Below are 18,881 nucleotides of genomic sequence, written 5' to 3'. Positions count from 1 at the left end.
GTAATGAATAAGATAATCAATAACGTATTTGCAAGAGAAATTTTAGATAGCAGGGGTTACCCCACTATTGAGGTAGAAATTGAGCTCTGTGATGGTGCAATAGGCAGGGCATCTGTACCTTCTGGAGCTTCAACCGGTAAATTAGAAGCCTTGGAACTCAGGGACCAAGATGAGAAAAGGTATTGTGGTAAGGGAGTGCTGAAAGCTGTTCAAGCTGTAAATGGGATAATAGTAGATGAAATCATTGGAATGAATGCAGCGGACCAAAATGCAATTGATAAAGCATTAATTGAACTGGATGGAACAAAAAATAAATCTAAACTTGGAGCAAATGCAACTTTGGGTGTGTCTCTTGCGGTTGCAAAAGCAGCAGCAAACAGCTTCAATATGCCGCTCTACAGATATTTGGGAGGAGAGCAGATGAGTGTTATGCCGGTTCCACTCATTAACATAATTAATGGTGGAGTACATGCAGACAATAAGCTCGATTTCCAAGAATTCATGATTCTTCCGGTCGGTGCTGAGACTTTCAGTGAAGCTATCAGAATATCTGCGGAGGTGTTCCACAACTTACGTAGCATTCTTAAGAAAAAAGGTTATAGCACAAACGTAGGAGATGAAGGTGGTTTTGCACCAAATATTGAAAGCACTGAAGAAGCACTTGACTTGATCATATACGCTATAGAATCAGCAGGTTATTCAGCGCAAAGTGATTTTGCACTGGGCCTTGATGTTGCTTCATCTACTTTTTATGAAGATGGAATTTACGAATTTGAAAGTAAGGGGCTTACTTCAGAAGAGTTGACTGGATATTATTGTAATCTTGTGAAAAGATATCCAATAATTTCTATAGAAGATGCAATGAGTGAAGACGACTATGAAGGTTGGAAATTACTTACTGCAAAATTGGGGAGTAAAATTCAATTGGTTGGGGATGATTTGTTTGTTACAAATTGTGAACTGATATGCAAAGGAATAGAGGAAAAAATGGCAAATGCTGTACTGATCAAGCCAAATCAAATAGGGACGTTAACAGAAACTTTTGCTGCTATTGAAATGGCAAAATCAAATGGCTATAAAGCTGTTGTTTCTCATCGCTCAGGTGAAACAGAAGACACAACAATATCTCATATAGCAGTTGCGTCAAATTGCGGGCAAATAAAAACCGGGTCGCTATCGCGTTCTGATAGACTCGCGAAGTATAATGAGCTAATGAGAATAGAAAGCACGTTAGGAAAGGATGCTAAATATTATCGTGGGTTAGCATGGGTTTTATAGACGAAGTAAAATTGTGTTTAAAAGCCGGTGACGGTGGTGATGGCTGTGCAAGTTTTCGTCGAGAAAAGTTCGTTGAATTTGGTGGTCCAAATGGTGGTAATGGAGGAAAGGGTGGAAACATAGTTTTCATCAGCGACGCTAATCTCAACACTTTGCTTCATTTTCGTTATAGAAGACACATTAAAGCAGATAGTGGAAAAAATGGTGCAGGCAGGGATAGATCTGGCACAGCAGGGAAAGACGTTATACTTAAAGTTCCAGTCGGTGCACAAATAATTGATGAAGAAAGTGAAGAGATAATAGTAGACCTTGACAAGCCTGGTATGGAATTTCAAGTAGCACAGGGTGGAAAAGGTGGACTTGGAAATACTAATTTTAAATCTTCTACTAATAAGGCACCAAGACATTTTACTTACGGTCAGCCTGGCGAAGAAAAACATGTATTATTAAAACTAAAAGTTTTATCAGATGTTGGAATTATTGGCATGCCAAACGCAGGTAAATCAAAATTTTTGACTCGCTGCTCAAATTCCGATACAAAAGTAGGCGATTATCCATTTACCACCGTAAGACCTCATTTAGGCATGGTAAAAGTGGATGATAGCGAAGTTGTAATAGCAGATATTCCTGGAATAATTACTGATGCTCACCTTGGAGTTGGGCTCGGGCATAAATTTTTAAAGCACATAGAAAGGTGTCAAATTTTACTTCATTTAATCGATGTAACTCACGATGACGTTGTTTCGGCTTATAGTTGTATCCATAATGAATTGGAACTTTACAATAGTGATCTTGTTGAAAAAGAAGAGATTGTAGTATTAAACAAATGCGACTTATTGAGGGAAGCAGAAATTCTGGAAAAGAAGAATCACCTAGCTAATTATCTCAATAAAGAAGTGCTGTGCTTATCAATTAATGGTGATTTACAGCCTATTTTAAGATTATTAAGTGAAAAATTGAAAAAGAGTAATTCTAAGGAAATCGATGTATATGATCCTTTTAAGATGTGAATTTCATTTATTTTATCATATAACTAGAATATATTTGTACGAACATTTGTTTTTGTTAAACACAACAAATCCCAGTGTCAGCTACTTGCATCTACCACACAACTGTACGAACATTGCAATTTACAGGCAATTTGCGTGGCAGATGGTGTCATCCCAGTGCCCAGACACTGGGATCCAGCCTTTTCATAATCATCAAAACGTTGTATTTTAACATAAAACGGCTACTTTTATGCTTACCAACTTAATAAAATTTCTGGATCCAAGTGTCAAGCACTGTGATGACATCATAGGGGCGCTGGGATGACACCCTCCTGCTAGACAATGTTCGTACAGTTGTACATCTACCATGCAAGTTACCTGAAAATTGCAATGTTCGTACACTTGACTACTTGGATCTAGTATGATTTAATTAACCAAGAAGTAGGCATGAAAAAATTATGTAGTGAACCAGTTTGCATAACACCAGGAGGAAAATATGGATAGAAAGACGAGAATAGAATCAGACAGCTTAGGGGAAGTAAAAGTACCAAGTGAACATTACTGGGGAGCGCAGACTCAGCGTTCTTTAGAAAATTTTAAGATTGGCACAGAAAAAATGCCAGAGCCTCTGATTAAAGCATTAGCAATAGTAAAACTTGCAGCAGCACATGTTAACATGAAGCAGGGTAGCATAGATAATAAGGTAGGGGACGCAATCTGCGCAGCCGCAAAGGAAGTAATAGATGGCAAATTTAATAATGAATTTCCGCTTGTTGTTTGGCAAACCGGATCCGGAACGCAGACTAATATGAATATGAATGAAGTGATCAGCAATCGCGCAATAGAGATTTTAGGTGGTAATTTGGGTAGTAAATCTCCGATACATCCAAATGATCATGTGAATTATGGTCAGTCGTCAAATGACACCTTTCCAACAGCAATGCATATAGCAGCAGCAGAGCAAATAAACTGCTTGCTTATTCCAAATCTTGAAAAATTGCATAAGGTGCTGGATAATAAGGTTCAGGAATTTAAAGATATAATAAAAGTAGGACGTACTCATCTGCAAGATGCAACGCCCCTAACACTAGGACAGGAGTTCTCTGGCTATGCAGTCCAGATTAAAAAGGGGATAGAGAGAGTAAAATCAACTTTAAGTGATATATATGAGCTTGCACAAGGTGGCACTGCAGTTGGCACGGGACTCAATACTAAAAAGGGTTTTGCTGAAGATTTTTCAAGCCAAGTTGCAGAAATTACTAACCTTCCATTTACTTCAGCAGGCAATAAATTTGAAGCGCTAGCAGCAAATGATGCTTTAGTTGAGCTCAGTGGAACACTCAATACAGTAGCAGTCAGTTTAATGAAAATTGCAAATGATATAAGGTTGCTTGGTTCTGGTCCAAGATGCGGAATTGGGGAAATAATGTTACCGGAAAATGAGCCTGGTTCTTCAATTATGCCAGGTAAAGTGAATCCAACTCAGTGTGAAGCGGTGACTATGGTATGCACTCAAGTTATGGGAAATCATGTTGCTGTAACCATTAGTGGTTCAAACGGTCATTTTGAATTGAATGTGTTTAAGCCAGTGATAATTTACAATGTTTTGCAGTCTATAAGACTTTTAGCTGACGCAAGTTTAAATTTTACAGAAAAATGTGTAGTTGGTATTAAAGCAAATGAAGAGAGGATAAAAGATTTACTGAATCAGTCGTTGATGTTGGTCACTATATTAAATACGCATATAGGGTACGACAATGCAGCAAAAATAGCGAAGCTTGCTTATAAAGAAAATATCACTCTAAAAGAAGCAGCAGCAAAACTTCAACTGCTCACTGAGGAAGAGTTTGAAAGGATAGTGAAACCAGAAGAAATGGTAAATTATTTGTAACCGCTCACACTTAATTCTTCAATCTCACTAATAGAAAGGCCAGTAAACTTGACAATAGTGTTAACATCAACATTATTATCTTGCTTTGTCTACCTTATTTTGCCGCTCCCCTGAACGGATACGGTTTAAGACATAAGATCCTTTTTCATAGCAATACTACGTTATCCAGCGTCTGGGCACTGGTTTCTTGGTACTTATTCCGCAATAATTTTTTTTTCCTTCAATAAACTTTGCAGTTCGCCTTTTTCGTACATCTCGCGAGTGATGTCGCAACCACCAATAAACTCTTCCTTTATATATAATTGTGGAATTGTTGGCCAATCAGAAAACTTTTTTATAGATTCACGTATTTCATCATTCTCCAACACGTTAATATACTTAAACTTCACGTTCAATTTTTTTAGGATTGACACGACGAGTCCAGAGAATCCGCATTGAGGAAAATCAGAAGTGCCTTTCATATACAATACCACATCATTTTCTGTTATATCTTTTTTTATTTGTTCAAAATTGCTCATAAATTCACCTTATTTTTAAGTATTAGTTTCCAGTTGCAAGGCGTGTATAGACTGACCTTCCAGAGCTTTATATACCATTTTATGCTGTTCTATTTTTGTCTTTCCAAGAAAACACTTGGAGTTTATTTTTAAATGATAATGGTCATCATCTCCAGCAAGATCATGAATCTTTATATCAGCGTCGGGGAACGATTGTTTGATGATCCTCTCTAATTCGTGAATTGCAATAGTCATTGATTTGCTTTAAATTACAATACTTTCATTATAAATCTAAAACGATTGAGCGCAATAAAAAGTTGCTATCATAAAAAATAGAAGCATACTATAATAATGGAATGACAAGTTATGCAGGGAGGCTTTATGGTGGGCGAAAGATTTAAATTCACATATCTTTGGTTTTGCTAACTTTTTCATTTAGGTGCTTATCTTACGATGATAAAATAAATAACTTAGAGAATGTTTACATCAAAGCTAACTATTTTGGAGCATTCTTCAATGCAATAGGTTCTCTAGAAGGAAAAGAAGATGCAGGTGACAATATAACAGAGGGGGTTTTTAGTTTTAATAAGAAGGAGCGAATTGAAGCTGGATACAGTCCTAAATATGTTCCAGGGTTTGCCGGTAGTGCTGCAATAGGGTATTTATTCAAAAATATGAGAGTTGAGTTTGAAGGCTTATATTCTCAGACTAACTTGTATGATGAAGATTATTCAGATAAGAAAAAAGCAAGATATATTGAACTTCGTCGTCACAATGATGCGTCTACTGGAGCGGAATGCAATTCACCTTGGAGAAGTGGAAAGGTTGATATTCACATTCAAGAAAATTGTAGTGTTGAAGCAGAGTTCAGAGCTGCATTTAAGATGAAAAATGAAGGTTTTAATAACTTAGCTGGAATGGTCAATGTATATCGTGATTTTAATATAGCAAAAATGCCATTCACCCCATATGTTGGTATTGGTGCAGGTGTAACTAGGGTTAAATTTCTAGGAAAAACCAGATATGCCTTGGCTTACCAAGCAAAACTTGGTATCAATCACCAACTTACAGCACAAACTCAAGCATTTGCTGGTTTACGCTATTTTGGTATCCTTGATAACCAATTTAAAGATATTGTACCAGGAATAAAGATACTAGCTGGTGAAGGATATATTCCTGCCGGTGGAGGAAGTAAGGTTGATGAAACTGCACGTGTTGAATCAACAACTGCAACCATTACCAATAGGTTTGGCATATATGGCTTAGAGTTTGGGTTGGTTTATCACTTTTAACTTTATCCAATAAATTACATATGTGAAGATAGTAAATTCAGCGTGCTGAGAACATTAGAAAGACGAGATTTTAATTGATTTTCATATTTACTCCAATCTTGTATTGCCTTTCTTGCAACACCTGAATCAACTGCGGCTTTTGCAACAGCAGGAGCTACTATAGAAATTAATCTTGGGTCAAATGGAGTAGGTATTATATATTCACGTCCATAGCCCATTTTACGACCGCCATAGACTGCAGATATCTCACCTGGTACTGGCTCACGGGCAAGCTTTGCTATTGCATCTGCAGCTGCAATTTTCATTTCATCATTTATTGTTGTTGCATGTACATCAAGTGCCCCTCTAAATATATAAGGAAAACCCATTACGTTGTTGACTTGGTTGTTGTAATCTGACCTACCAGTTGCAATTATTGCATCTGGCCTCACAGATTTTGCAAACTCAGGCCTTACTTCTGGATCGGGATTGGCAAGAGCAAAAATAATCGGGTCTTTGCCCATACTCTTTAACATCTCTTCATTTAACACATCTTTTGCAGATAGTCCGATGAATACATCAGCGCCTTTTATTGTATCAAGTAGAGAACGTTCGGAAGTATCAATTGCATATTTTTCCTTCCACTCATTCATGTCCTCGTTTCTACCTTTGTATATTACTCCTTGCTTATCACACAGCACTATATTTTTAGCGCCCATGGACTTTAGTATTTCTAAACATGCAATACCGGCTGCTCCAGCACCATTCATAATGATCTTAACGTCCTCTAATTTCTTTCCGACAATATCAAGAGCATTTTCTATACCAGCTGCAACAACCACTGCAGTTCCATGCTGGTCATCATGGAACACTGGAATATCCATCAGTTCATTCAGACGTTTCTCTATTATAAAACAATCGGGAGATCTTATATCCTCTAAATTTATCCCCCCCCAACTTGGCCCAAGGTACCTTACTGCATTGATAAAATCTTCTATATTTTCTGTACCAACTTCTATATCAACTGCATCAATATCAGCAAAACGCTTAAATAAAACAGCTTTGCCTTCCATGACAGGTTTTGCAGCAAGAGGACCGATATTACCAAGTCCAAGCACTGCAGTGCCATTTGAAATGACAGCAACACAGTTGCTTTTTGCCGTATAATCATAAACAACCTCAGGATTTTTAGCTATTTCAAGGCACGGAGCTGCAACGCCAGGGGAATAAGCAAGTGACAAATCATACTGGGTAGATAAAGGTTTTGTTGGCATGATTGAAATTTTACCAGGTTTACCACCTCTACTGTGATAATTAAGTGCCTCTTGTTTTGTGGTACTATCTAAATCATCGTTCATCATTACATCCTTATATTTTAAGCTTGTATTTTTTAAGTATATGGAGTTTTTATAAATGTTCAATTGTAAACTATTAGCTTGTGAACTCTGGTGTACTTCTGTATAAGTTTACCTACTACGTAGAATGGTATTACATGCTTAAGAAAAACGTGCCTAATTTGCTTACAATTTCTCGTGCGCTTGCAGTACCAGCAATAATATTAAGTTTTTATATAGAAAATAAATATGCAGGCCTGATAACAATATCAATCTTTGTGTTTGCGTGCATTACGGATTTTTTTGATGGTTACTTGGCGCGTGCGTGGAAAGTCCAATCAAAATTTGGCAAGCTATTTGATCCAATTGCTGATAAATTAATAGTGGTTTCAACGATAATTATGCTAGTTTATAAGCAGAAGATAAATGATTTTACAATAGTACCATCGATTATCATCATCTGTAGGGAGATATTAGTCTCGGGTTTGCGGGAGTTTTTGATAGCTACAAATGTTAGTCTACCTGTAAGCAAAGCTGGAAAAATTAAAACATTTCTACAGATGGTTGCTGTAGTAGCGCTAATAATGAACGATTATTATATGATTCAATATACAGGTGCGATTTGTTTATGGGTTGCAGCTATTATAACTATGTGGTCAGGCTATAATTATATCCTAGCCGGCATCAAACAGATTGATTAAATCTCCTAGGAAATAGTTAATAGACAAGAGTAGTTAATATCTTAGTGATATTGACTCAGAAAGCAAAAAGGTGTATAATTGTATTAACTTACAACTAATTAGGTTAATATTATGAAAATACCTAGTGGCAAATTTTCTTCTACTAAAAAGGTTCCAGGAAAGAATAAGAAAAAAAGAGATTTTGAACCATTAGAAGAGTTTTTTTGGGATTTTTGGCCAACAGTTGATAAAGAAGTCAAAAGAGAAAGGCTAGAACAAGAACTATTAGCACTAAAAAAAAGAGAGCTATATAGAAAATGTGCATCATTGGCAACAATGGTCCCATTTACATTGCTGATGGCGATTGAACTGGAAAAAACATATAGCGATCAGGTATTACTTGGCGTGATAAGTGGCGCGCTAAGCCACACTATATTACCTTTTACAGTCTTATCTCTTATTTGTACGCTATATTTAATTTACAATAATAGGAAGATAGCACAAAAAGAACGAGAGTTGGAGATTATTGAAAATGGAGAGGAAGTAAAGGAAAAAGAGCACAATATTTCTGATATAGGTCAGTGTTTGATCTATATTGAGGCTATAACAACTGCACTGGTTATTGTAGGTATGATAATGGGTGAAACATCTTCACTTGAAGCAGCAGAGGATGCAATTTTATTTCTTGCCAATGCAATTGCTTTTCTTGCAACTCTTGTTTCTTATATTGATAAGCATGAAAAAAATAAGAAAAAGGAAACAGAAAAGTCTGATCTTGATGAGAAATCTAGCAAGAAAACTAGCAATATATCTGTAGCCGGATTGGCGCTTGCTGGTTCTTCTGTATTTTTAATAAGAAGGATAATGTTAATAGCATTAGCATCGTCCTTAAATCCTGCTGTTGGACCTACTTTAGGCTTGATAGGTATTGCAATTTTTATGGCTGTACAGGTCTTAACTATACATTTCTACAGTAAGACGCTGAAAGATCCAAAAGTGGAAGGACGAGGTGAATCAAGAAATGCAGGTAGTTCTGACCGTAGTTATAAAGAAGAAGGACCGGCTATTGCCTAAGAAATTTATTTATTTAAGTAATATTTAGGTCTATACTTTATTTTGATCGAAAAAAATCTTATGTATAAGACTTTAATCACGTGCTTTATTTTCCTAATTTGCTCCTTTACACAATCGTATGCGGATGATCTTGAAAAAACTGAAACTGAACTATATGAAGAAGCAGTTGAACTTTTTGACCAGAAAAAATATAAACAAGCTATTAGGGCATTTCATAAGATAGAGGATTTGTATCCTTTTTCTTATTGGGCAATGAAAGCAAAATTATTATCTGGGGTCTCTCACTATAATATGGGTAACTATAGCAGTGCTGCAAGTGATATGGCTGATTATATATATGTTTATTCAAATGGTGAAGATTTACCATATGTATACTACTTAAGGGTATTATCTTATTACATGCAAATTAATAAAGTGCAACTTGGACAGCAAACTGCATATAAAACTTTAGAGCTAGCCACTGAGTACATTAATCTCTTTCCAGGCAGCGAATATGTAGACGAGATAAAGGAAAGAGCAAAATTAATCACAGAACATATATCAACAAAAGAGTATTCTATCGGTAAATTTTACCTGAGGCGTGGTGAATATTTAGCAGCAATTAAGCGTTTCCAGAATATGGCAAGCTATAAGGATTCTAAATATTTTTCTAAGTCTATTAACTATTTAGTAGCAGCCCATTCAGCCCTTGGCCTTGACTTAGAAGCTGAGCAGTATGAAAGTATGTTATTAGCAGAAAACCTGCAAGATGCCAAGCCAGAGGCTTGAAAATTTGCTTTAGCTTTTTCTATGCTTTGATATATAATTAGGTTTTTAACTATTTGAATATGGCTGGTCATTCACAATTTTCAAATATAAAACACCGGAAAGGTGCTCAGGATGCAAAGCGCTCTCAAAAATTTACGAAGCTGATTAGAGAAATAGCAGTTGCTGCAAAGCAAGGGCTACCCGAACTCAACCCGCGCCTTCGCTCTGCTATATTTGCTGCACGCAAGGAAAATCTACCAAAAGATAAAATAGAAACAGCAATAAAAAATGCAACTGGTAACGTTGCTGGAGAAAATTACGAGGAAATACAATATGAAGGTCATGGGCCTTCTGGCACTGCACTCATTGTCCATGCCTTGACTAATAACCGCAACCGTACTGCTTCTGAGGTACGTTATATCTTTTCTCGTAAAGGTGGAAATTTAGGAGAAACAGGAAGTGTTAGTTACCTTTTCGATCATGTAGGCTTAATCGTCTATAAAGCAGAAGGTATGAATTTTGACGATTTATTCAGTCATGGAATCGAATTAGAAGTATTGAATGTTGAGGAAAATGACAAAGAAGGATTACACGTTATAACTTGTGAAATAAAAGATTTTGGTAAAGTACGCGATGCCTTTTATGCAAAATTCGGAGAACCAGAACTTGCTCGTCTTTCATGGCAGCCAAAAGATCTGATTGAAATTAGCGATAAAGAGTTGATTGATAAATTATCTGCATTGGTTGAAGAGCTGGAAGATAATGATGATGTACAGTATGTGGAAGGTAATTTTACTTTTGTTGATAAGCTATGAGGCTGGTAATATTTGTATTGCTTTGTATTTTACCAGCATATGCTACTGAAACATCAACAGATCTTGCACAGCCATTCCAGCATGGAATCAGAAAAAAAAAAGCTACTTTGACGACAGAAAGTGATAGAAAGTTGTTATTCATATCCAGTACCATAAAATCTTCCTTTTTTGCCACGGAAGGGTTGGCGCCAAATACAGTGGTGAAATTGATCAACATATATAAAGATTTCGGTGTTGATTTTAAAAAAGACATTGTGCCGAAGAGTAAATTGGAGGTTCTTTTTGAGAGATTGCCTAATAATCAGAAGACTGAAGAAAAAATTTTATATGCTTCACTGACAATAAACAAGAAAGCTATTAGTTTATATCATTATAAATCGCAAGACGGCAAAGAAAGGTATTTTAATAAAGAAGGAATAAGCTTAAAAAATGGCGAAATTTTTGCAAATCCTTTAAATGGAGATTATCGCATATCCTCAAAATTTGGCAATAGAAAGCATCCTGTTCGCGGTAAAATTGCTTTTCACAAAGGAGTGGATTATGCAGCTAAACTTGGCACTCCCATATACGCTGCTGCAGAGGGTGTGATAGAATATATAGGAAAGAATGGTGGCTATGGAAATTACATCAAAATAAAACACAAAAATGAATATTCAACCTGTTACGCGCATATAAGTAGATTTAGTGGCGATATAAAGTTAGGCTCTAAAGTAAAGCAGGGGCAGATCATCGCTTATGTTGGTAGCACTGGTGTTGCAACAGGACCCCATTTACATTACGAAGTTATATATAATGGCAAACACATTGATCCGCTTACGATAGCACATAAAACTGAAGTAAAATTGCCTGATCATGAATTAAGAGAGTTTAAACTATTTGTAAATAAGATAAACAAAACGATCAACAGAGAGAGTTCAAGTGAAAAAGAAGTTTAAAGACAATATGGATAAGAATACGATAAACGATAGAAATTTGAGTCAAATTCGGGCTTTTCCTGTACTAATAGCGCTAGGATTAATTTTATCGCTGCTTTTTTTGGCATATGACAGCACAATTGCACTTGGAGTTGCTGCCGTTTCAATTTTGACTTTTCTTCAAGGATTTTTTATTAATGACCCTAATGAAGCAAGAGTGATAGAATTTTTTGGTCATTATATTGGAACTTATTTTAAGTCTGGAATATGTGTAACGCTTCCCTTTTCAAGCAAATATATAGTTTCCCTAAAATTTCAGAATATTAACACAGAAAAAATAAAAGTTAATGATGCCAATGGAAGTCCAATAGAGATTTCAGCAGTAATTGTTTGGAGAGTGAGCAGTCCTGCAAAGGCGTATTATAATGTTAACAACTATCACGAATTTGTTTTTGTACAAAGTGACTCAGTAATAAGAGAATTAGCTAGTAACTATCCGTATGACAGCGAAAGCGATGAGGAATCTTTACGTAAAAATTCTGATAAAATTTCGAGTGAATTGCAGTCAATGTTACAACAAAGATTAGATATTGCAGGAATTGAGATTACAGAAGCGAGAATATCGCATTTGGCGTATTCGTCCGAGATTGCACAAGCAATATTAAGGCGTCAACAAGCACATGCTATCACTTCTGCAAGAAAGCTTATAGTGCAAAATGCAATAGGAATTGTCGAGGAAGTAATAGCTCATTTTGAAAAAAACAAAAGCTTACAATTAGATGGCAAGCAAAAGGTTCAATTGATAAATAATTTGTTGGTTGCCCTAATCTCTGAGCAAGATGCACAACCAACGATTAGTTTGGATAATAATTAGTATAATTGCTAATATCGGTTATTCAAAAATGTTATTACGATGCAAAAGCTGCGTGAAGCATTTCATAATCATGTACTACATTGTAGCATACAACAACAATATCGTTCTATTGTTGTGCTAAATGGGGAAATACCTGATTCATCGTTTTTTAAACGAGATATACCTATTATTGCTGTAGATGGAGGAGCAAACAAGCTTCTATCAATTGGCGTAAAACCTGATCTTGTAGTAGGAGATTTGGATAGCGTAAATCTGGATTTACGTGCTAATTTGAATACGATATATCTACCTGATCAAGATTATTGTGACTTTTCTAAAGCCATAGCCCATTTAAAGACAATGAAGTTACTGCCATCGATAATAACAGGTATTACTGGAGGAGCAATTGATCATATACTACAAAATATTAACGTTTTTCTAAGTACAGATAGTATCTTTTACACACCTTCACCTCCCATGGTAGGTTACACTTTACAAAAAGGTATTACCCATTTTTTTTCTTTGCCAAAAAATACTAAAATATCTTTACTTGGTATACCGAGAGCTCAAATATCAACCAAAGGATTAAAATGGGAACTGCACCTTAGTAATCTTGCTTTTCCGGGAAAAAATTCTTGCTTTAATCGAAGTTTAGGCAATAAGGTATCCGTAGAAGTACACAGTGGTATATGTCTAGCAATGATTTATTTAGAGACAGTAGATGATGCTGCAAGACATCATGTGCGTCAAGTTAAGAAGTAAATAGACTTCTTGCATAACCCAAACTAAGTAGAAAAAAGGTATCATCCAAGTAGCTGACACTGGTTCCTTTATGACGTGTCATTCCAGTTTCAGCTACTTGAATGACAGCAGTCCTACGTCATACCGCCGCGGTATCTCTTAGCCGCTAACAAGCAGCGGTATGACGAATTGCTTAACCGTCATACCGCCACGAACCGTCATACCGCCGCGGTATCTCATCCGCTAACACGTAGTGGGATACTTGATCTTTACAGGAATGACGGTTGTCAGGCTAGCCTGTCATCCCAGTGCCCAGACACTGGGATCCAGGAATTTTATTAAGTTGGTAAGCATAAAAGTGTTATGTAAAATATAACGTTCTTGATGGGATTGCGTGAAAGGCTGGATCCCAGTGGGCTTTGTTGCATAGCAACTGAAAAAATCTGGTGGCTACTGACAAAATTCATTATAAAATAGCCATTTAACCTTGAAAGAAAAAATATGCCACAAAAAATGAGGGTCAGTAACCATAGCGAATATAACAAATTTCTAGAAAAAAGAGGAAATATTTTTCATTATATCAACGAAGCCATAGAAAAGTGGTACGAGAATGGTCCAAAAATACCAGGTGGCAACAATATTTATAGCGATAAAGTTGTAATTTTGGTGCACATAATAACTTGTTTATTTAGAATAGGCCTGAGGCAAACAGTTGGGTTTATAGCAGGATACCTTGAGCAAATTGGGAAAAATTTGCAAGTTATCAGCTATTCACAATCATCAAGAAGGTTTAAGAAACTCAATATTAAGATCAATGATTGCAGAAAATAATATGGAAGATATCGAAATTGCTATAGACAGTACAGGAATTAGTATATACAACAACACTCCTGGTCATAGCAAAGAAAATAGCGAAGATAGAAAGTATCGCAGCTATGAACAGACAAGAAAATTGCATGTAATGTTGAATACAAACAGCAAAAAAGCCATAGCTGTAAAATACAGTAACGGCTGATCACTATGGAGCTTGTGATTTGCTAAAAGAAGTCGATTTTCAGTATGTCATAAAAGTACTATATGCAGATAGGGCATATGACAGAGAAAAGCTCTATAAGCTGTGTAATCAATATGGTATAAAAACGAAAATTCCTCCGAAAAACAACGCAGCAGAGCATCCAAAGTTAGACTATATGGCTGAGAGAAATTCTGCAGTCAAGCTCATAAAGTCATATGATGAAGATGGTATAAAGAAGTGGAAAAAAGAGATGAGTTATGGAAAAAGATCTTATATAGAAAGTTTTTTCTCGCGACTGAAACAAACATTCGGGTTTAGTTTTAGGAATAAATCTGAGACAAATAGAGAGAAGGAACTACTTGTTAAATGCTATTTGCTCAATAAGTTCACTGATATTGGTATGGCTAAATTTGAGATAGCTTCATAAATTTATTGTGCGTTACCTACTATCCGAAGAGCGATGCAACAAAGCCATCCCAGTGTCAAGCACTGGGATGACAGCAGTCCTACGTCATACCGCCGCGGTATCTCAGCCGCTAACAAGTAGCGGGATGACGGTTGTCGTTTAGCCATAAACATTAAGAAATTTACCAAATGAAAAAAAGGCAAAAGAAGCCCTGAGGTTATTATCCGCTTTAAAATATTGGCGTTTTTTATGTTTTAAACGCTTGACAAGCGAGATTCAGCCACTTTTAATTGCAACTAACCTACGCTGCAAATGTTTAAGAAATTTACTAAGCAGAAAAAAAGACAAAGAATCCCCGAGTTAGCTAGTCTTTTACTATCTCTGTCGAGTATTGGCATTTTTTGATGTCTTGTAACGCTTTATAAGCGCGTTCAGCTTATTTAGATAAAAATCTAGATGTAGATGAAGTTTTGTAAAGACATACAGTATCTATATACTGCAAAAAATTGAACATAAGACGCCGATACATTAAGTAATCCTTACCTTTTAATCTGCAGATTGGCGAAAGCAAATACAATAGCTTCAGTTTCATGATAGGGGGGCTGGCGGAGTTTGTCAAGCAAGTTTTTTCGTTTCTACTGAATGACAGTTGTGGCTTGGGAGGTAGTGCAAGAAGTCTATTGTATTACTGAATTATTAATAATCTAGTAATAGTGCCTGCTATGTAGCTAAAATTTTCCTTTAACTTAAGCTATATGTAGCTAAAATAACTTGGGTTTACCGACAACCGTCATCCCGCTGCTTGTTAGCGGGATCTAGAGATATCGCGGCGGTATGACCCTGACTTGCATTAGCTATGTATAATAAAGGGAATCTATGACAAAAGAATCATTGGTAAAAACTGATATAGTGAAAGTTGAAGACAAAAAGGCGGTAAGAAGCTTTTTTAAAATACTAGGTGGAGTGGCAGATGCTGTAAGATCGTGGATTGGTAACATCAGTCCTGATTTAAGCAACAGTCGCGATATCGATAGTTTAGTCTTGAAGATGAACGAGTGCTTAAATCCAAAGGGAGGGGAGGTTTCAGCACGTAAAAACGCTGTATCTCTTGGTAACTTGTACTTAAGCTTATCAGAGAAAGGTAAAATAAAATTTCTACAAACCCTGGCAGAAAAATTTAATCCGAATAAAGCGGAAATAGATGAGAAAATTAGAGAGTATAAGAAAAACCAAGATCCCGAGTTAAACTATAAATTTGAACAGGATTTAATAAAAATTCTTGAATCACCGCGTTCTAAAATATTAAAGCAATTTATTTCTTTACCAGAAGGCCTTAAGTTTATTGTTGATATGCGTTCTGATGTGCTTAAGCTAAAAAACCAACATAGAAGCTTGAATCCACTAGAGAACGAATTAAAAAATATACTCTATACTTGGGTTGATGTCGATCTACTCGATCTTCGTCAAATCACTTGGGATTCACCTGCATCATTGCTAGAAAAACTTATAAAATATGAAGCTGTGCATAAAATTTCCTCTTGGGGCGACCTAAAAAACAGACTAGATTCTGATCGTCTCTGTTTTGCTTTTTTTCATTACAAGATACCAAACGAACCTCTAATTTTTGTAGAGGTTGCATTGGTGGATAAGATTGCAGATAGCATTCAACACCTTTTAGATGAGTCAGTACCTTCAAATGATCCGAGTAATGCGAGCACTGCTATATTCTATTCAATATCAAATACTCAAGCAGGGTTATCTGGAATCAGCCTTGGTAATTTTTTGATCAAAAGGGTTGTAGAAAAGCTATCACAGGAGTTTAAAAGTATAAAAACATATGCAACTCTTTCTCCAATACCTGGCTTTACGAAATGGCTAAAAAACAATCTAAACCAAGATGTCACTTTATTGGGCAAACTAAATATAAAACAATCTAGTGCAGAAATTTTAGAAAGTGCAGAGCAATTAAAAACTAATGTTGAATGTACAAATGAAACTAAACAATACATGCTTAAACTATGTGCATATTATTTACTAAAAGTGAATAATAGTAATGGAAATACTTATGACCCGGTGGCACATTTTCATTTAAGCAATGGCGCATCAATAAAACAATTAAACTGGATGGCGGATACTTCTGAAAAGGGTATTAGTCAGTCAGCCGGGATGATGGTAAATTATCTATATGAGTTGCCTAAAATAGATAATAATCATGAAAACTATATGGTTAATAAAGTGATTTCCTGCTCGAAAAAAGTGTCGTCTATGTTGAAGGAGTAAATAGTCTCTTAATAAAGGATTGCCCTCACAACACTTAAAATGTAAAATGGTTCTACTTAAGTAAAATAGCCATAAATGAACAACATAAGAAATTTTGCAATAATAGCGCATATAGACCACGGTAAGTCAACGCTTGCTGACCGTTTAATAGAGGAATGTAACGGCCTTGAAGCAAGAGAAATGACCAATCAAATACTCGATTCAATGGATATAGAACGCGAACGTGGGATTACAATTAAGGCACAGACGGTAAAACTCAATTATACGGCAAACGACGGTAATCAATATTGCCTAAATCTCATGGACACCCCAGGTCACGTTGACTTTTCTTACGAGGTAAGCCGAAGCTTAGCCGCATGTGAAGGTTCACTTTTAGTGGTAGATAGTAGCCAGGGCGTTGAAGCACAAACCCTTGCAAATGTATATAAAGCTATTGACAACAACCATGAAATAATAGTTGTGCTCAATAAAGTTGATCTTCCTGCTGCAGATCCAGAAGGGGTAAAACTCCAGGTTGAGGAAATAATCGGTATTGATGCAAGTGAGTCAGTTTTAATATCAGCAAAAACTGGACTTGGAATAAAAGATGTACTGGAAGCAATAGTAGCAAAACTTCCAGCTCCTCAAGGTGATGTAAATGCTCCATTGCAAGCAATTTTGGTTGATAGTTGGTATGACACTTACTTAGGAGTAGTAATTTTAGTGCGAGTTAAAAATGGAGTGCTAAAAAAAGGCATGAGAATTGTTATGATGTCTAATAATGCTACATATCAAGTGGACAATATTGGTATTTTCACCCCTAAAAAAGTTATGACGAGTGAGCTTTCAGCGGGTGAAGTTGGTTTTATAACTGCTTCAATGAAGGAAGTAGCAGACTGCAAGGTAGGAGACACTATCACTGAGGAAAAGAGACCTTGTAGTGAAGCACTTCCTGGATTTAAAGAAGTGCATCCTGTGGTATTTTGTAGCATTTTCCCTCACAAAACGGATGATTTTAAATATCTAAGGGAAGCTCTAGAGAAGTTACATTTAAATGATGCAAGTTTTACCTTCGAAGCTGAAACTTCAAATGCACTAGGCTATGGATTTCGTTGTGGTTTTTTGGGAATGTTGCATCTTGAAGTTATTCAAGAAAGGCTCGAGAGAGAATTTGATTTAGACCTAACAGCAACTGCACCGAGTGTTATATATAGGGTTACAACACGAAGTGGTGAAATTTTGAATATTCATAACCCAAGTGATATGCCAGATCCAACGAAAATTGAAATTGTGGAAGAACCATGGATTACCGCAACCATAATGGTCCCTGACCAATACTTGGGAGAGATTCTATCTCTATGTGAAGAAAGGAGGGGAGAACAGGAGGATTTATCTTACATTGGTAACACAACAACAGCATTGTTAAGATATAAATTACCACTGTCTGAAGTTGTTTTTGACTTTTATGATCGATTAAAATCAATTTCCAAAGGATATGCAAGTTTGGATTGGGAAATTTCCAGCTATCTGGTAAGCCAAATAGATAAATTAAGCTTTTTAATTAATGGAGAGCCCGTAGATGCACTGGCTTGTATCGTTCACAAAAGTAGGGCAGAAAAAAGAGGGCGTGAAATATGCGCACGCTTGAAGGATCTAATACCACGTCAGCAATATAAAATCGCGATTCAAGCGGCAGTGGGCGGAAAAATTATTGCCAGAGAAACGATTAACCCATACAGAAAAGATGTAACAGCTAAACTCTATGGTGGAGATGTAACGCGAAGAATGAAACTACTTGAAAAGCAAAAGAAGGGTAAAAAAAGGTTACATTCTATAGGGAACGTAAATATTCCACAGAATGCTTTTATTCAAGCCTTGAAGATAAGTGATTGATCTTAAAAGACTTCTTGTATAGTTTTTGGCAACAACCGTTAGAAACGAAAAAACTTACTTGACAAACTCCGCCAGCTCCCTTATCATGAAACTGAAGCTATTTATTTATCTTCGCAATCTGTGCAGGTTGATGACAAAAAACTTAGGGTATTTGGCGTCTCATGTTTAATTTTTCGCACTACGTGCATCGCATGTCTTTAAAAATTTTTAGGTTTTTACCTATA

The 18,881-nt window shown here is 36.2% G+C and carries 18 protein-coding genes and 1 pseudogene; 16 read left to right on the top strand and 3 right to left on the bottom strand.

The window, feature by feature from the left end; genetic code table 11:
* Nucleotides 1–3 precede the first annotated feature (3 nt).
* The 4 genes from eno (at nt 4) to fumC (ending at nt 4,158) form a co-directional block, all read left to right on the top strand.
* Nucleotides 4–1,278 carry a phosphopyruvate hydratase gene (gene eno, locus OM961_RS03590; RefSeq protein WP_264339425.1) on the top strand — a complete coding sequence of 425 codons (1,275 nt, stop codon included), beginning with the start codon at nt 4–6 and terminating at the stop codon, nt 1,276–1,278.
* Nucleotides 1,266–2,288: an Obg family GTPase CgtA gene (gene cgtA / locus OM961_RS03585; RefSeq protein WP_174515741.1), complete on the top strand. Its 1,023-nt coding sequence runs from the start codon at nt 1,266–1,268 to the stop codon at nt 2,286–2,288. Before eno ends, cgtA begins: the two co-directional genes overlap by 13 nt.
* A 52-nt stretch (nt 2,289–2,340) precedes the next feature.
* Entirely contained in the window at nt 2,341–2,499 is a 159-nt protein-coding gene (locus OM961_RS03580; protein WP_264339424.1) for a hypothetical protein, read from the top strand.
* A gap of 264 nt (nt 2,500–2,763) precedes the next feature.
* On the top strand, nt 2,764–4,158 hold the full coding sequence (fumC, locus tag OM961_RS03575; protein WP_264339423.1) for a class II fumarate hydratase: 1,395 nt from the start codon (nt 2,764–2,766) through the stop codon (nt 4,156–4,158).
* Nucleotides 4,159–4,352: 194 nt separating this feature from the next.
* On the opposite strand, the gene grxD is transcribed toward fumC, so the two are convergent.
* Nucleotides 4,353–4,676, bottom strand: a complete 324-nt coding sequence (grxD, locus tag OM961_RS03570) for a Grx4 family monothiol glutaredoxin (protein ID WP_006280013.1) — start codon at nt 4,674–4,676, stop codon at nt 4,353–4,355.
* Nucleotides 4,677–4,691: 15 nt separating this feature from the next.
* The gene (locus OM961_RS03565) at nt 4,692–4,910 is read right to left on the bottom strand and encodes a BolA/IbaG family iron-sulfur metabolism protein (RefSeq protein WP_006280012.1); all 219 of its coding nucleotides are present in this window, start codon (nt 4,908–4,910) and stop codon (nt 4,692–4,694) included.
* 164 nt (nt 4,911–5,074) lie between these two features.
* Between OM961_RS03565 and OM961_RS03560 the strand changes: the two genes are divergently transcribed.
* Nucleotides 5,075–5,947: a P44/Msp2 family outer membrane protein gene (locus tag OM961_RS03560; RefSeq protein ID WP_080717615.1), complete on the top strand. Its 873-nt coding sequence runs from the start codon at nt 5,075–5,077 to the stop codon at nt 5,945–5,947.
* Between the two features lie 14 nt (nt 5,948–5,961).
* Here the strand turns inward: OM961_RS03560 and OM961_RS03555 are convergent, their stop codons facing one another.
* The gene (locus tag OM961_RS03555; RefSeq protein WP_155969552.1) at nt 5,962–7,284 is read right to left on the bottom strand and encodes a malic enzyme-like NAD(P)-binding protein; all 1,323 of its coding nucleotides are present in this window, start codon (nt 7,282–7,284) and stop codon (nt 5,962–5,964) included.
* A gap of 134 nt (nt 7,285–7,418) precedes the next feature.
* Here OM961_RS03555 and pgsA point away from each other — a divergent pair, with 134 nt between their 5' ends.
* The 11 genes and pseudogenes from pgsA to lepA all read left to right on the top strand — a co-directional run bounded on the left by pgsA (nt 7,419) and on the right by lepA (nt 18,657).
* Entirely contained in the window at nt 7,419–7,961 is a 543-nt protein-coding gene (pgsA, locus tag OM961_RS03550) for a CDP-diacylglycerol--glycerol-3-phosphate 3-phosphatidyltransferase (protein WP_012673109.1), read from the top strand.
* Between the two features lie 111 nt (nt 7,962–8,072).
* Nucleotides 8,073–9,014 carry a hypothetical protein gene (locus OM961_RS03545; protein WP_264339422.1) on the top strand — a complete coding sequence of 314 codons (942 nt, stop codon included), beginning with the start codon at nt 8,073–8,075 and terminating at the stop codon, nt 9,012–9,014.
* 60 nt (nt 9,015–9,074) lie between these two features.
* Nucleotides 9,075–9,782 (top strand): outer membrane protein assembly factor BamD, encoded by a 708-nt coding sequence (locus OM961_RS03540; RefSeq protein WP_155968525.1) that lies wholly within the window; start codon nt 9,075–9,077, stop codon nt 9,780–9,782.
* Between the two features lie 59 nt (nt 9,783–9,841).
* Nucleotides 9,842–10,576, top strand: coding sequence for a YebC/PmpR family DNA-binding transcriptional regulator (locus OM961_RS03535; protein ID WP_155968523.1), 735 nt, complete (start codon nt 9,842–9,844; stop codon nt 10,574–10,576).
* On the top strand, nt 10,573–11,511 hold the full coding sequence (locus OM961_RS03530) for a M23 family metallopeptidase (protein ID WP_264339421.1): 939 nt from the start codon (nt 10,573–10,575) through the stop codon (nt 11,509–11,511). Before OM961_RS03535 ends, OM961_RS03530 begins: the two co-directional genes overlap by 4 nt.
* A 7-nt stretch (nt 11,512–11,518) precedes the next feature.
* Nucleotides 11,519–12,364 (top strand): SPFH domain-containing protein, encoded by an 846-nt coding sequence (locus OM961_RS03525; protein WP_264339596.1) that lies wholly within the window; start codon nt 11,519–11,521, stop codon nt 12,362–12,364.
* Between the two features lie 39 nt (nt 12,365–12,403).
* Nucleotides 12,404–13,105, top strand: a complete 702-nt coding sequence (locus tag OM961_RS03520) for a thiamine diphosphokinase (protein ID WP_264339420.1) — start codon at nt 12,404–12,406, stop codon at nt 13,103–13,105.
* A 480-nt stretch (nt 13,106–13,585) separates the two neighbouring features.
* Nucleotides 13,586–14,526, top strand: a pseudogene (locus tag OM961_RS07635) (IS5 family transposase).
* A 7-nt stretch (nt 14,527–14,533) separates the two neighbouring features.
* Complete coding sequence (locus OM961_RS03500; RefSeq protein WP_264339417.1) at nt 14,534–14,668, top strand: hypothetical protein; 135 nt, start codon at nt 14,534–14,536, stop codon at nt 14,666–14,668.
* 713 nt (nt 14,669–15,381) lie between these two features.
* Nucleotides 15,382–16,785 carry a malonyl-CoA decarboxylase gene (locus OM961_RS03495; protein ID WP_264339419.1) on the top strand — a complete coding sequence of 468 codons (1,404 nt, stop codon included), beginning with the start codon at nt 15,382–15,384 and terminating at the stop codon, nt 16,783–16,785.
* A gap of 75 nt (nt 16,786–16,860) precedes the next feature.
* Nucleotides 16,861–18,657, top strand: a complete 1,797-nt coding sequence (lepA, locus tag OM961_RS03490) for a translation elongation factor 4 (protein WP_264339418.1) — start codon at nt 16,861–16,863, stop codon at nt 18,655–18,657.
* The last annotated feature ends 224 nt before the right edge of the window (nt 18,658–18,881 follow it).

Source organism: Wolbachia endosymbiont (group A) of Cydia splendana (genome assembly GCF_947179475.1).
In the GTDB taxonomy this organism is placed as follows: domain Bacteria; phylum Pseudomonadota; class Alphaproteobacteria; order Rickettsiales; family Anaplasmataceae; genus Wolbachia; species Wolbachia pipientis.
Note: the sequence above shows the minus strand (reverse complement) of the source record. Positions and strands in the feature narration are given on the sequence as shown.